Source organism: Streptococcus sanguinis (assembly GCF_020729765.1).
GTDB classification, from domain to species: domain Bacteria; phylum Bacillota; class Bacilli; order Lactobacillales; family Streptococcaceae; genus Streptococcus; species Streptococcus sanguinis_Q.
Genome location: NZ_JAJEPD010000091.1, coordinates 1 through 14396, shown reverse-complemented (window position 1 = coordinate 14396; position 14396 = coordinate 1). Strand labels below are relative to the sequence as shown.

Genomic DNA, 14396 nt, shown 5'->3' with positions numbered 1-14396 from the left:
ATGTAGCCGGCATTTTTGAATAGGATGCGAACGTAGTTCAGTGGTAGAACATCACCTTGCCAAGGTGAGGGTCGCGGGTTCGAATCCCGTCGTTCGCTTGAGGCGGCCGGGGTGGCGGAACTGGCAGACGCACAGGACTTAAAATCCTGCGATTGGTAACGATCGTACCGGTTCGATTCCGGTCCTCGGCATAGACTTGTAAGAGGCAGTAGAAGAAGATGAGCACCCTTAGCTCAACTGGATAGAGTACCTGACTACGAATCAGGCGGTTAGAGGTTCGACTCCTCTAGGGTGCATTTAATTGTTTGATTTTTTCTTAAGTTTTGCTATAATGAATATAATATGAATAGTGAGCACCCTTAGCTCAACTGGATAGAGTACCTGACTACGAATCAGGCGGTTAGAGGTTCGACTCCTCTAGGGTGCATTAAGTAATAACTTAAGTTCGGGAAGTAGCTCAGCTTGGTAGAGTACTTGGTTTGGGACCAAGGTGTCGCAGGTTCGAATCCTGTCTTCCCGACTAGATAACATTGAAGATAGATATACTTATCTATTTTTTTTCTTTTTTTAGAAAAAAGTGTGTCCAGTATCTATGACTTAGCTAACATATGTTGTTATTAAGACTTCTTACTTATTGTTGGATTTAATAAGTAATACAATCTTTTAGAACTACTGGTTTTGTCTCTTTATATAATCCTATTTGAAAGCAAGGGATTTGATTATTCAACTAGGTTTAGTTTGATTTTAAAGTCTAGTGTTCCAGAAGTTTAGTTTGTATCAAGCTGCTCAAATGTACTTTCCACTTGAGATGAGTAATATTAAAGATAAAAACCTCTGATAGCGGTGAATAGTTGCCTTCAGAGGTTTTTTATATGTGTTGAGTATGATTTACTACATCAAAGAGTATTCGTCAGATAACATAATGGTTTCTTTGCCCTTGTTATCAACGATGTAGACTTTTCTRGGAAAGAAAGGGTCAAATTGATAGTTTAAATCAAATGAAATAATAGTGTTGAAGTTCTTTTGTGAGAATCGTAGAGATACTCTTCCTTGGTGGTTGATGATTTCGAATTTGAGGACTGGGCGAAGTTCAAAGACCCCTTTGAGATTGTTATCAATGATGTACCAGAATGAATCGACAATTTCTTCAGGGAGGCTCGTCATGATGCCAAAGCTGGCATATCGGCCGAGAGTATTTGTAAATGCCATGGGAGACTCCTTTCTTACAGTCTGGATTTTCTTATATGATACCCGAAAATGCTTGAGATTGCAAGAATTTGACCTCTGGCAGGTCTGAATTAGACAAAAGAAAAAGAGCTTGCGCTCTTTGACAACTTTATCGATTCTTTAGTTCAACATAACGTTTGTACCAAATATTGACAYAAGCATCTGAAAATGGACCTCTTCCGTTGTTAATCCAATCAACTAGGATTTTGACATTTTCTTTGAGAATGAAATCCAAATCATCAGAATAGTGCATCTGTTTTTTGTGACGTTCATATTCTTCTACATCCAACAGGCGTTTTTCACCATCAGCAAAGACTTTGACGTCTAAATCATAGTCAATGTATTTTAGAGCTTCATTATCCAGATAGTAAGGACTGGCTAGGTTGCAGTAGTATGAAGTTCCATTGTCGCGAATCATGGCAATGATATTAAACCAGTATTTTTTATGAAAATAGACAATGGCTGGTTCACGTGTTACCCAACGTCGGCCATCACTTTCTGTTACCAGTGTGTGGTCATTAACGCCAATAATGGCGTTTTCTGTTGTCTTTAGTACCATGGTATCTCGCCAGGTGCGGTGAAGATTCCCATCATGCTTATAACTTTGAATTGTAATAAAGTCGCCTTCTTTTGGAAGTTTCATAACTTACCAACTTTCTACAATTTATAAGTTTATCTTCTTTATTGTAACATATTTTCATAGAAATGCATAAGTTTTCATAGAAAATCTTAAAGATATTCTATCAGAGCGCTAGCGATGTCGGAGAAATCATAGCCTTTGCGAGCTAGAGCTTGGGTCAGACGCTGTTTTAAGTCATATCCGTCATACTTTTTTGAGTACTTGCGGTATTGCTTGTCTAGCTCTTTATAGAGCAGTTCTTGCTGGTTTTCTTGGTCTTCTTCGATTTCCAAATGCTGATAGGCGTTTTTGGCTTGGCTGTATGAAAAACCTTTGTTTATCAAGGATTGAAGTATTTTATCTTGTAAAGCCTTGCTGGGCAGTTTTCCTTGGTGTTTTTTGAGCAGCTTTTCGGCAACCTTGTCTGTTAGTTCAGTGAAATCAAACTGGCTCAATTCGTCTTCTATGATAGTGCTAGAAATCCCTTTTTGACTGAGTTTTTGCTTGAGAACAAAAGCGCCTTTGTCACCGGTGAGAAAGTTAGATTGGATAAAAGAATGAGCATATCTTTTATCATTAATCCAATTATCCTTTTTTAGATTGTCCAAGACCTGGCTGATGGTTTCTGGTTGGATGTCGTGCTGCGTTAAGTAGTCTTTAACTTCCTTAGCAGTTCTTTGCTTGAAGGAGAGATGGTAAAGAGCTAGATTTTTTCCGTAAGAAAATTGGGCATAGTCTTGAATTTCTGATAGCTCCTGCTCTGTGATTTCCATTCCTTTGGACAGCATGAAGCGGACGATGGTGTCTTCTGTAATATAGAGCTTTTCACTGCCGTCCAACTCCAAGAGGTAGAGTCTTTTTTTCTTTTCGATTTTTGTGATTTTCATAAGAGATTTTGGTAGAATCCTTTCTTTTAGCCAAATGCTTCAAAGGCAGCTATCAAGCGCAGTTTGTCTGTATCAACATCCTTCCTGCCATAGTAGTCAAGAAAGAGCTCTGCGTATTGGGGGTCAGATAAATTATAAGTAAGAGACCAGATCGCCCAATAAAGATCAATGTGGCGATCGCTAAGGCCGGAGAGGCCAACGTCAATAAAGCAGGAGAAGGTTGCTGCGTCTTTCAGAATGAAATTAGGCAAGCAGGCATCTCCATGAATCAAGGCATCCACCGTCAGTAAGTGTCCCTGCTCTTGGATAAGCTGGTAGGCTTCCTCACGACTTGAGATGTGAAATTGAGGCAGCAAGGCTTTTTGATAAAAGCAACCTTTCCGATAATTTTCCTCTGCTTGCTCTTTATAGTGTTGGAGGCGATGCTGGATTGGGAAATGCTGGGGTTGGATGCTATGAAGTTTTCTGAGCGCGGCAGCCATCGTTTGGCAAAGATCTTCTGGCTGTTGGAGAAAGGCTAGGGCGTCCTTGCCCTCGGCTTCTTTAGTCAGCAGGTAGTCTTTATCTGCTGTCAGGTAGTGAATGACAGGCACACCGAGCCCTTGCTTCTCAAACCATTTGGCCAGTGTGGCTTCTTGGGCTAACTGGCCTTTTTGGTCGATTTTCAAATAATAGCCCGTATCAGCATAGAAAACACTGGCTGCAGAATGTGAGGAGCTGTCGTAAAAATTTGCTCCCTCTAGATAAGTTCGTATTTGCTCAGGGAATTGGGCTAGTGGAAGGGATATTTTTTCTGCTTTCATACTTTTATTGTAACATATTCTCAACTAATGCGAGGCAGCGTGGTATAATAGAAGCATGAATGTGAAAGTGAAGCAAAGAATCCCTTTGAAAATTAAGAAAATGGGGATTAATGGTGAAGGGATTGGATTTTATAAGAAAACGCTGGTCTTTGTACCCGGGGCTTTGAAAGGCGAGGAAGTCTACTGTCAGGTGACCAAGGTTCAGCGTAATTTTATCGAGGCCAAGCTCTTGACCATCAACAAGCGCTCGAAATTTCGGGTGGAAGCGCCTTGTGAGATTTATGATAGCTGCGGGGGCTGTCAAATCATGCACCTCCACTATGACAAGCAGTTAGAGTTTAAGGAAGATTTGCTGCGTCAGGCATTGAAAAAATTTGCGCCAGCTGGTTACGAAAACTACGAGATTCGTCCGACCATTGGTATGCAGGAGCCGCTCTATTATCGGGCTAAGCTGCAGTTTCAGACTCGGAAGTTCAAGGATGAGGTCAAGGCTGGGCTCTATGCCCAGAATTCCCACTATCTGGTCTCGCTGAAAAATTGTCTGGTTCAGGACAAGGTAACGCAAAAGATCATCAATAAGGTGGCTCGGCTTTTAGGCAAGTATAGGCTGCCCATCTATGATGAGAGAAAGACTGCTGGGGTACGAACAGTCATGATTCGCAGGGCCAGAAAGACAGGTCAGGTGCAGATGATTTTTGTGACAGGTCGCAAGCTAGACTTTTCTCCAGTCGTCCGAGACCTAGTGGCTGAATTTCCAGAGTTGGAGACAGTAGCGGTCAATTATCATACGAGCAAGTCCAGTGAGATTTACGGGGATAAGACAGAGATTATCTGGGGAGAGGAGGCTATCCAAGAAGGAGTGCTGGACTATGAGTTCTCCCTGTCGCCTCGAGCTTTTTATCAGCTCAATCCTGAGCAGACAGAGGTGCTCTACGGGGAGGCGGTTAAGGCGCTGGATGTGACGAAAGAAGATCATTTGATTGATGCCTATTGCGGAGTGGGGACCATCGGCTTTGCCTTTGCTAAAAGAGTCAAGTCTCTGCGGGGTATGGATATCATCCCTGAGGCCATTGAAGATGCCAAGCGTAATGCGAAACGAATGGGATTTGATAATACACTCTATGAGGCTGGGACGGCAGAGGAGATTATTCCTCGCTGGTATGCTGAGGGCTATCGGACGGATGCTTTGATTGTCGATCCGCCACGAACTGGTCTGGACGATAAGCTGCTGGAGACAATTGTCCGCTATGCACCTGAGAAGATGGTCTACGTTTCCTGCAATGTCTCAACTCTGGCTCGGGATTTAGTCAAGCTCTCTCAGGTCTACGATGTTCACTATATCCAGTCGGTTGATATGTTTCCGCATACCGCTCGGACCGAGGCAGTGGTGAAATTATCCAAGCGAGATAGCTCTCGTTCGAGTTAATCGTAAGCAGCTCGCAAGAGCTAACAAAATCATTCTAAAAAGGACTTAGTTTTCTCTAATACAGGGCTAAGTCTTTTCTTTTGTCAAAATTGCAATGGATTTATAGGAAGATTAGTCAAAAAAAGAGAACACTCGTCAAGTGTTCTCCAATGGTAATAGGTTATTTTAGAATAGGCCAAAGACTAGGACTGCAAGGACGGCACCAATAATTGGTCCGACAACTGGAATCCAAGCATAGCTCCAATCACCATCACCTTTTTTGGGAATAGGAAGAAGACTGTGCATGATGCGAGGTCCTAAGTCACGAGCTGGGTTGAGGGCAGAGCCAGTTGTTCCACCAAGTGAAAGACCAATCCCGACAATTAATGTTCCGACTGCAAAGGTGCCAATGCCTGCTTGTAGCTTATAAAGTCCAAGAGCGAAGATAGTCAGCACTAGAACAAAAGTTCCAAGAATTTCACTAATCAGGTTAGAGAAGGTATCTTTGATGGCTGGGCCTGTGCTGAATGTACCCAGGACGTTAGCCGGATTTTCTTCAGCTAAATAGTGAGGTTTGAACTGTAGGAAAACGAGGAACTGTCCAACCATAGCACCTGCAAACTGAGCAAGGACGTAAGGAAGAACAGATGCCCATGGCAAATCACCTTTCAGAGCGACTCCGATAGTTAGGGCAGGGTTCAGATGGGCTGGGCCAAGGTTGCCAGATACAAAAGCAGCAATGGCAACGGCAATCCCCCATCCCATGGTAATCACAATCCAGCCTGAATTGTGACTCTTAGTTTTGGGAAGAACCACACCTGCAACTACACCATTACCCAAAAGGAGCAAGAGCAGTGTTCCTAAAAATTCGCCAAATATTTCTTTCATCATCTATGTTACTCCATTTAAAAGAAGGGGTGGTAGACAGTTCTTGGTCTACCGCCTCTTCTCGTATTTTCTATTTTTTTAATTCTTCTAAATCATTATTTGCAAGGGCAGCTTGAACATCATTGCGATAAGCTGCTTTTTCTTCTTCTGTCCAGTCGTAGAATCGTCCCATTTCATCCAGAACAGGCTCTACAATAGCATCTAAGCTATCCCGCATAAAGAGCATGTGATTTGTCCGGCGAAGCAGGAAGTCAACTGGGCTGAGTGCTAATTCATTACGCATAGCATAGTGCAGTGACAAGGTATCTGCCAGGCTGAGACCTGGTGCTTGTTCAATGCTGTGTGCGAGGGCAAAGACTTTAGGAGCATTTGATCCGTAAAGGTTTGCAAGATAGAAGGCTTCTTTGCTGTCTAAGCCGCGTGAGACACCAAGTTGAGCAAAGGCTTCGATTTCGGAATCCACATTTGCTGGATTGAGCTCTCCACCTGAAACAGGGTAAGTCTTAGAGTTGATGAGCTTGAAGTTGCGGTCAAATTCTGCTCTGAGGATGTCAACGACACGCTCCATAGCGCCTTCCGCCATCTTACGATAGTCTGTGATTTTACCGCCAGCAAGAGTCAAGAGACCATTGTTATCGCGTTCTAAGCTGGAACCGCGAGACACGGCAGATGGATCCAAGTGTTTTTCAGAAGTGCTGCTTTCGAGTTTGGTAACAGCCGCTTCGACATCCTCGCGAGATTTTTCTTTAGCCAGGTAGCTCTCAACAGTCGCAATCAATGTATTGAAACTTTCGTCGCTAATGGTACCGTTGTTTCCGCCGTTGTAGTCAGAAGCACTGTTTCCTGCAATCAGAGGACGCAGACCTGCCCAGCTACTTTCGATGTCGTCAATTGAGATCTTTGCTTCTGGGAAGCGATTGTTGACAATGCCCAAGAGGTAATCCACATCTTCTTGTGTTACTTTTGGATGCTCTAGGTCACCAGTGTAGTCAGTGTCAGTCGTACCAAAGTAGGTTTTATTTTCACGTGGAAGGACAAAGACCATCCGGCCGTCTCCCAAGCCTGTATCAAAGTAGACTGGCTGAGAAACCTTGATCTTGCTAGAGTCAACTACCAAGTGAACACCCTTGGTTGGACGCATTTGTGAGTATTGCTCACCGTCATTTGACAGATTGCGCACCTTGTCGCTCCAAGGTCCAGTTGTGTTGATAACTAGGCGAGCCTTGATTTCAAAGGCTTCATCTGTCAAGAGGTCACGCGCAACAACGCCTGTAATCTTTCCAGATTCATCAAAGAGGAAGCCTTCTGCCTTGACATGGTTGGCAATCAGGGCACCGTCTTGGTTAGCCCGTTTGATATTTTCAATTACGAGGCGCGCATCGTTGTTGCGGAAGTCAAGATAGACACCGCCGCCGACCAGGCCTTCTTTCTTAAGTTCAGGTTCCCGTTCTAGCACTTCCTCCTTGCTTAAAACTTTGTTGGCAGCAGGAGTGTTGTTGACACCGGCCAAGAGGTCATAGAGGTCCATAGCCACTTTCAGACGGAAGAGGCTAAAGGTAGCGCCCTCTTCTTCATAAACAGGAAGCAACATAGGATCTGGTTTTGGAATATGGGGGGCAATTTGCTGGACCACAGCACGCTCAGAAACTGTATCTGAGACCACCTCTACGTCGAATTGCTTGAGGTAACGAAGGCCACCATGGACCAATTTGGTAGAGCGGCTAGAAGTCCCTTCGGCAAAGTCTTGCATTTCAATCAGACCGGTCTCCAAGCCACTAGCTGCTGCTTGCAAGGCTACTCCAGCACCGGTAATCCCCCCACCAATAATCAGGAGGTCTAAGGTGCGTTCCTGCATTTTTTTAATCGATAATTCACGTGTTTTCTTTGAAAATTCCATATTTACACACTTTCTAACTGAGTCGCTTTATTCTTCCAGTATTATACTCTTCGAAAATCAAATTCAAACCACGTCAGCGTCGCCTTACCGTACTCAAGTACAGCTTGCGGCTAGCTTCCTAGTTTGCTCTTTGATTTTCATTGAGTATTAGTCATCGATTTCCGCAAAGACTTGGGTTGCCTTAACGGCTTTCTTCCATCCTTTGTAGAGTTGTTCCTTGCGGGATTCATTCATAGATGGTTCAAAGAGTTCTCCAGTTTCATTGAGAGTGCGGAGTTCGTCTAAGTCTTTCCAATATCCTACTGACAGTCCTGCCAAGAAGGCTGCACCGAGAGCAGTTGTTTCTAAGTTTTTAACACGGGCAATATCGATTCCCAAAATGTCAGCTTGGAACTGCATGAGGAAGTTGTTCATAGCAGCCCCGCCGTCGACTTTGAGGACTTGAATAGCAGTCTTGGCATCCACCTGCATGGTATCGATGATGTCGCGAACTTGGTAAGCGATGGATTGCAGGGTAGCCTTGATAAAGTCTTCCTTGCTGGTTCCGCGGGTCAAGCCAAAGACAGAACCACGTGCATTTTGATCCCAATATGGAGCGCCTAGACCTGTAAAGGCAGGCACGACATAGACTTCGTCATTGTTGTGAGAATCTAGGGCATATTTTTCAGATTCTGGTGAATTTTCAACCATCCGAAGACCGTCGCGCAGCCATTGAATGGCACTTCCTGCGATAAAGATAGAACCTTCTAAAGCATAGTAAACCTTGCCGTTGATACCGTAGCCAATAGTTGTTAAGAGGTTGTTTTCAGACAGCTGCATCTCTTCACCAGTGTTCATGATGATGAAGGAACCAGTTCCGTAAGTGTTTTTGACCATACCAGGCTCAAAAGCTAACTGTCCAAAGAGAGCTGCCTGCTGGTCACCAGCCATACCAGAGATTGGAACTTCTCCACCGTAGAAATGGAATGGAGCAGTCTTACCATAAATTTCTGAGTTAGAACGAACTTCTGGAAGCATAGCCTTTGGAATGTTGAGGATTTCCAAAATTTCGTCATCCCATTTGAGTTCCTTGATGTTATAGAGCATGGTACGGGCTGCATTTGAGTAGTCGGTCACGTGAGAAGCACCGTCAGTCAATTTCCAAACCAGCCAGGTATCGATGGTACCAAAGAGCAATTCGCCCTTTTCAGCTCTTTCTTGCGCACCTTCTACATGGTCCAAAATCCAGCGAACCTTGGTAGCAGAGAAGTAAGCGTCAATGATTAAACCAGTCTTTTCATGGAATTTTTCCACATAGCCTTGGCTTTTCAGCTGTTCAGCCAGAGGAGCAGTCTGACGAGACTGCCAAACGATAGCATTATAGATAGGAAGACCAGTATTCTTATCCCAGACGACAGTTGTTTCACGCTGGTTGGTGATTCCGATGGCTTCGATTTGGTTAGGTTTGACTCCACTTTCGATGAAGGCGCCGGCGATAACAGACTGCACGGAGTTCCAAATTTCATTGGCATTGTGCTCAACCCATCCAGCTTGAGGGAAAATCTGAGTAAATTCTTTTTGACTGGAGCTAACTTTTTCTCCTTTTTTGTTAAAGATGATGGCGCGGGAACTAGTAGTTCCTTGGTCGATGGCCATGATGTATTTTTCTTGTGACATGAACTGTCCTCCTAGTAAAAATCTTGAGGATGTTTCCTCTACAGTAACTAGTATATAAAATAAAGCGCTTTCTTGCTCATCAACTTTTTTTAAATTTTAAAAAAATTTGAGGAGATTGTGCGAAAATCACAAAGAAACCTGGATTTCTCCAAGTTTCTTAATGAAATATCATGTGACGGATTTGAGCCAAATCTTCCAAATCCARGTCATTTTTTAAATAATAGATGGGARCYTGCTGGGTCTGATGRATGGGATTGTTGGTGATGATGAGGTCRTAATTTCTGGTAAGGTCGTAGGATTCAATCGTAATAAAGCGATTGTACTCTAAGTACCGCCTTAAAATGGCTGTCATCCTAGAAACAACGATAAAGCTATCTGTTAAGTCCATGCCTATCTTGATGACTTGACCGTCATTTTCAGCAATGTACTCCATCAGCTGGAGCCATTCCCACAACACCTTTTTATCCAGAGATGTTCCCTGCTGGAAAATAGGTAGTTTGCTAAAAATAGTGTCTGCCACTTGTCGATAATCGTCTTCGCTCCATAAGTAAGGATGGCGCAATTCCAAGTCATGCTTGTATTTATCCTGCAAGAGATAGCCTTTGAAAAGAAAGACGCGAGCGCAGAGCTGACTGAGTTCGTAGGTCACTTGGTCTTCAATGTAGTCACCTAGTAAGTCCTGAGATTTCATCTCTTGAATCAGTTGCGTAATCAGACCGGCAATTTCACCGCCAAAGCCCAGAATATACTCCATGGTGTGCAGAGGCAGAATCCGATGGGAAAGCAGAAATGAAAAGAAAATCATCATTTCCCCGTCTTCCTGACTCAGAGTGATGTGCTGTCCGGCAAAGAAATCATTTGTTCGGCGATGCAAGCGTTGATAGAAGATGTTTTCAAAATAGCCCTGCATTTTCTGCTCGATGTTTTGGAATTGACAGGCATTGACTCTTAGGCGCTGTTGGGTAATATGTGCCCAAAGAGCCAAGTCCAATCGCTGTCCTTGAGAGAGTTGGGCTCCACAGAGTTCTTCTAAGACGGCAACTTCCTGCCTTCTTTCTGATTTTTGAAGTTCTTTTTCCCAATCTTGGCTGGACCAGACCTTACGAAAGAGGCAGAAATAAAAATAGCGAATCTGGTGCTCAGGCCCTTTCAAGCGGCCATTTTGGATAGATAGCTCAAACTCTGATAAAATCTGATTTAAACCGGATATATGACGGCCGAGTGTTGCTTCACTGATCATCAGCTCTTGGGCTAATTGATGGGCTAAAAACTGCTGATGATAGAGCAGGTAATTTAAAATCTGGTATTTGATAGAATTGTCTAAGAAGAGTCTACGAATATCCCGTCCCTTGGTATCTGGACCGACAGACAGACTGAGCGTTTCGTCCTGAAGCTGGATGGATAAGGCTGCATGATGGTCCATAGCCTTGTCGTTAATCAGGCTAATGTACTTGGTCAAGGTTGCTTTTGAGAAGCCAGTTTCTGACATGACGTCCTTCAAACTGGATGTAGAATGCTGCTGTAAATAAGACAGGACAATAAACTGCCCCGCTTCACTCTTTTCCATTAAGTCTGCAAGATACATACGAAAACCCTCTCAATTCACTAATCTTAGCTTATCACAAAAGGGAAAAAAGACGAAGCAATGTGCTTTATATTTTCTTATCGTTGCTTGAGGCAATAATGGAAGGCAGAAGTCTGTCATCATGCCTATCTTAATTCGCTATTCCATTTCTTTTGAACAAACGTAAGGGGAGCAGATACTCACACTTTTTTTGCTTTGAGTCTGATCGCTTTTTTATGGTATAATTGTAGAAAAATGACGATGAGGGAGCAGCTATGGATAATGTGATTGATTTGTCTATCCCAGTGGCAGAAGTGATTGAGAAGCAGCCTGAAGTTTTGGATGTTTTGGTCGAGTTGGGCTTTACGCCTCTGGCCAATCCTGTCATGCGAAATACTGTCGGGCGCGTGGTTTCTATCAAAAAAGGAGCTGGTATGAACGGCATTGACCTGAATAAAATCAAGCAAACTCTGGAATTAAATGGCTATGAAGTGGTGGGGATTTAGGCATGGCTACTGAACGCATTGAAGTCCTCAAGTCTATCTTGCTGGACTTACATAACGGAGCTTCGGCAGAGTCCGTTCAGGAGCTTTTCAACGAGCATTTTGCAGGTGTATCCGCTATTGAAATCAGCCTGATGGAGCATGAGCTAATGAACTCAGATACGGGAGTGACCTTTGAAGATGTCATGTCTCTCTGCAATGTCCATGCCAACCTCTTTAAAGGTGCCATTCAGAATGTGGAGGTGGCTGATACCGACCATCCAGGCCATCCGGTTCAAGTCTTCAAGCAGGAAAATCTAGCCTTGCGGGCTGCCCTCATGCGGGTTCGTAGACTCCTATCTACCTATGAAACCACAGAAGATGAGGACCTTCTTCCAGAAATCTGCAAGGGACTCCAGCGCCAGCTGAGTTTGGTGGGGCAGTTTGATATCCACTATCAGCGTAAGGAAGAGCTCATGTTTCCCATCATGGAGAACTACGGCCATGATTCGCCGCCCAAGGTCATGTGGGGGGTAGATGACCAGATTCGAGACCTTTTCCAAGAGGCTAAGATTGCTGTAGAGCAGCTGCCGGATACTTCGATTGAAGAAGTCAAGGACAAGTTTGAGCTTTTTGCGGCTGAGTTTGAAGCTATGATTTTCAAGGAAGAGTCCATCCTTCTCATGATTCTCCTTGAGTCCTTTCATCAGGATGACTGGCTCAAGATTGCTGAGGAGAGTGATGCTTATGGCCATGCCATCATCAAGCCGACGGAGAAATGGATTCCTGCGCGGCACTCATTCTCGGAGGAGGAAGCTGGGGATGCTGCTGATGAAGGAAGCGAAGCGCCAGCCAGCACAGAGCAGACGAGTGATGGCAGGTTTCATCAGGTCATTGATACGCCGGATGGTCAGGTCACTATTTCCTTTAAGCCTAAGGAAAAGAAGGAGCAAGCCTTTAATCGGGACTCCCAGCAGCCTTTTGGTCATGGCTATCTGTCGGTGGCGGAGGCCAATCTGATTTTGGACCATCTGCCCATGGAGATTACCTTTGTCAATAAGGACGATATTTTCCAGTATTATAATGACAGTGTGCCAGCGGACGAGATGATTTTTAAGCGAACGCCGTCCCAAATAGGGCGCAATGTCGAGCTCTGCCACCCGCCCAAGTTTTTGGACAAGGTGCGGCGGATTTTCAAGGCTCTGCGTGAAGGAGAGCGGGATAAGTTTGAAATGTGGTTCAAGTCGGAATCGCGGGGCAAGTTTGTCCATGTGACCTATGCGGCGGTGCGGGATGAGGATGGTGAATTTCAGGGGGTGCTGGAGTATGTGCAGGACATTCAGCCCTTCCGTGATATTGACAGTGATTTTTACCGAGATTTGGACTAGGTATTTGCAGTTAGAAAGTGAGAAAAATGAGTTACGAACAGGAATTTTTACAGGAGTTTGAAGCTTGGGTCAAGACTCAGGTCATGATTAACGAGATGGCGCTCAAGGAGAGTCAGGCGGTCTACGAGGCGGACCAGGATGAGCGTGCTAAGGAAGCAGCTATTCGTTATGAAAGTCGTCTCGATGCCTACCAGTTCCTTTTGGGGAAATTCGCCAACTATCAGGCGGGCAAGGGATTTCACGACCTGCCAGATGGACTTTTGGGTGAGAGAAATTATTGATTTTTCACTGGAAAGGTGATAGAATAGGTTCATCAGAGGTGTTTTGAGTCAAGCATTTTACAGAAAGTGGCGGTGCTGAGAAGTCCACAAATGTGTCAAAGCTGGTTGCTGATGAATGAAAATGAAATATTATTGTCTTTTTATTTTAAAGACTAAAGTTGCGGGCTCTGCCCGAAATTGGGTGGTACCGCGGATAAACACATTCGTCCCTGTCATGTAGATGGCAGGGACGATTTTTTGTAGAAAGCGAGGGAGAAGAATGACAAGAGCTGAGTTACCAGAACGGTTAGAAACGGAACGGCTAGTGTTACGAGTCCGCACCGTGGCTGATGCAGTGGATATCTTTGACTATGCCAGTCGGCCAGAAGTCTCCTACCCAGCAGGCTTTCCGCCCGTCAAAACCTTGGAAGATGAGATTTATTATCTGGAGCATATTCTGCCTGAGCGCAATCAAAAGGAAAATCTTCCAGCGGGCTACGGGATTGTCGTCAAAGGAACGGATAAAGTCATCGGCTCTGTTGATTTCCCTCGTCGTCACGAGGATGATGTCTTGGAGCTTGGCTATATCTTGCACCCAGACTACTGGGGACGAGGCTATGTGCCCGAAGCAGCGCGTGCTTTGATTGATCTGGCTTTTAGAGAACTGGGTCTTCACAAAATTGAGCTGACCTGCTTTGGCTACAATATCCAAAGTCAACGAGTCGCTGAAAAATTAGGCTTTACCCTCGAAGCTCGCATTCGAGACCGCAAAGATGCCCAAGGAAATTGCTGTGATGATTTGAGATTTGGCTTGCTTAGGAGTGAGTGGGAGGTGGAGACACGATGAAATTGAACAAGTACAAAATTTACACGAGTTGAGATTCATTGATTTGTAGATAAATCCTATACTTCCAACTGTTTGGAATTTCTGAATGGTTAATGTTCGCTAATTGGATTAGGAGATGTAATTTTTGAAAAGAGAGTATAAAATAATCAAGACTGGCAAAAAGGATATATTTGATTTTTTAAATGATATTGGAATCAAACCGTTATTGTCCCTCATAATACTTGTGATAATAGTTATGATGGATAAGACTAAATTAGTAAAGAGCATAAAATTGCTAAGTTTAAATATTTATGCTTGGATTTTTGCAATAATATTATTATTTTACCTTGTTTGTTATAGACCAAGAGATAAAAGAATAAATTATTTGACTAAAAGTAGTTTATATAAACAATATGTTTCTTTTTTCAGAGAAATATTTTTCTCAATTAGTTTAATCATGTTTTGTTTGTTGTTACTAAGCCTATTTTCTAATA

General features: G+C 43.8%; 13 protein-coding genes, 5 tRNA genes and 1 pseudogene. 11 read left to right on the top strand and 8 right to left on the bottom strand.

Annotated features, from left to right (window positions below; all coding sequences use genetic code 11):
- Positions 1-26: 26 nt before the first annotated feature.
- The 5 genes from K4H96_RS11805 to K4H96_RS11785 all read left to right on the top strand — a co-directional run bounded on the left by K4H96_RS11805 (position 27) and on the right by K4H96_RS11785 (position 520).
- Positions 27-98, top strand: a tRNA-Gly gene (locus K4H96_RS11805).
- 7 nt (positions 99-105) lie between these two features.
- Positions 106-191: transfer RNA gene (locus K4H96_RS11800), tRNA-Leu, on the top strand.
- A 31-nt stretch (positions 192-222) separates the two neighbouring features.
- A tRNA-Arg gene (locus K4H96_RS11795) sits at positions 223-296 on the top strand.
- Positions 297-353: 57 nt separating this feature from the next.
- Positions 354-427 (top strand) — tRNA-Arg (locus K4H96_RS11790).
- Between the two features lie 19 nt (positions 428-446).
- Positions 447-520: transfer RNA gene (locus K4H96_RS11785), tRNA-Pro, on the top strand.
- Between the two features lie 371 nt (positions 521-891).
- Here K4H96_RS11785 and K4H96_RS11780 read toward each other — a convergent pair.
- From K4H96_RS11780 to K4H96_RS11765, 4 genes are all read right to left on the bottom strand, one after another.
- Complete coding sequence (locus tag K4H96_RS11780) at positions 892-1209, bottom strand: DUF960 domain-containing protein (protein ID WP_002913192.1); 318 nt, start codon at positions 1207-1209, stop codon at positions 892-894.
- 127 nt (positions 1210-1336) lie between these two features.
- Positions 1337-1870, bottom strand: coding sequence for a nucleoside tri-diphosphate phosphatase (gene ntdP / locus K4H96_RS11775; protein WP_227956542.1), 534 nt, complete (start codon positions 1868-1870; stop codon positions 1337-1339).
- Positions 1871-1956: 86 nt separating this feature from the next.
- The gene (gene recX, locus K4H96_RS11770; RefSeq protein WP_061591946.1) at positions 1957-2733 is read right to left on the bottom strand and encodes a recombination regulator RecX; all 777 of its coding nucleotides are present in this window, start codon (positions 2731-2733) and stop codon (positions 1957-1959) included.
- 26 nt (positions 2734-2759) lie between these two features.
- The gene (locus tag K4H96_RS11765; RefSeq protein ID WP_002905833.1) at positions 2760-3536 is read right to left on the bottom strand and encodes an aminoglycoside 3'-phosphotransferase; all 777 of its coding nucleotides are present in this window, start codon (positions 3534-3536) and stop codon (positions 2760-2762) included.
- Positions 3537-3591: 55 nt separating this feature from the next.
- On the opposite strand from K4H96_RS11765, the gene rlmD reads away from it, so the two are divergent.
- The gene (rlmD, locus tag K4H96_RS11760; protein WP_223337324.1) at positions 3592-4962 is read left to right on the top strand and encodes a 23S rRNA (uracil(1939)-C(5))-methyltransferase RlmD; all 1371 of its coding nucleotides are present in this window, start codon (positions 3592-3594) and stop codon (positions 4960-4962) included.
- A 165-nt stretch (positions 4963-5127) separates the two neighbouring features.
- On the opposite strand, the gene K4H96_RS11755 is transcribed toward rlmD, so the two are convergent.
- The 4 genes from K4H96_RS11755 to K4H96_RS11740 form a co-directional block, all read right to left on the bottom strand.
- Positions 5128-5832 carry an MIP/aquaporin family protein gene (locus K4H96_RS11755; RefSeq protein WP_223337323.1) on the bottom strand — a complete coding sequence of 235 codons (705 nt, stop codon included), beginning with the start codon at positions 5830-5832 and terminating at the stop codon, positions 5128-5130.
- 67 nt (positions 5833-5899) lie between these two features.
- Positions 5900-7726, bottom strand: coding sequence for a type 1 glycerol-3-phosphate oxidase (gene glpO, locus K4H96_RS11750; RefSeq protein ID WP_223337322.1), 1827 nt, complete (start codon positions 7724-7726; stop codon positions 5900-5902).
- Positions 7727-7873: 147 nt separating this feature from the next.
- Positions 7874-9382, bottom strand: a complete 1509-nt coding sequence (gene glpK / locus K4H96_RS11745) for a glycerol kinase GlpK (RefSeq protein ID WP_223337321.1) — start codon at positions 9380-9382, stop codon at positions 7874-7876.
- A gap of 157 nt (positions 9383-9539) precedes the next feature.
- Entirely contained in the window at positions 9540-10967 is a 1428-nt protein-coding gene (locus K4H96_RS11740; protein WP_227956541.1) for a helix-turn-helix domain-containing protein, read from the bottom strand.
- Between the two features lie 254 nt (positions 10968-11221).
- Between K4H96_RS11740 and K4H96_RS11735 the strand changes: the two genes are divergently transcribed.
- From K4H96_RS11735 to K4H96_RS11715, 5 genes and pseudogenes are all read left to right on the top strand, one after another.
- Complete coding sequence (locus K4H96_RS11735) at positions 11222-11452, top strand: DUF1858 domain-containing protein (RefSeq protein WP_002894544.1); 231 nt, start codon at positions 11222-11224, stop codon at positions 11450-11452.
- Between the two features lie 2 nt (positions 11453-11454).
- On the top strand, positions 11455-12816 hold the full coding sequence (locus K4H96_RS11730; RefSeq protein ID WP_223337319.1) for a DUF438 domain-containing protein: 1362 nt from the start codon (positions 11455-11457) through the stop codon (positions 12814-12816).
- A gap of 26 nt (positions 12817-12842) precedes the next feature.
- A complete protein-coding gene (locus K4H96_RS11725) occupies positions 12843-13097 on the top strand; it encodes a DUF1912 family protein (RefSeq protein ID WP_002899692.1) in 255 nt (84 codons plus the stop codon).
- 259 nt (positions 13098-13356) lie between these two features.
- Positions 13357-13923: a GNAT family N-acetyltransferase gene (locus K4H96_RS11720; RefSeq protein WP_223337318.1), complete on the top strand. Its 567-nt coding sequence runs from the start codon at positions 13357-13359 to the stop codon at positions 13921-13923.
- 124 nt (positions 13924-14047) lie between these two features.
- Positions 14048-14396 (top strand): annotated as a pseudogene (locus K4H96_RS11715) (lantibiotic ABC transporter permease); the annotation flags it as partial.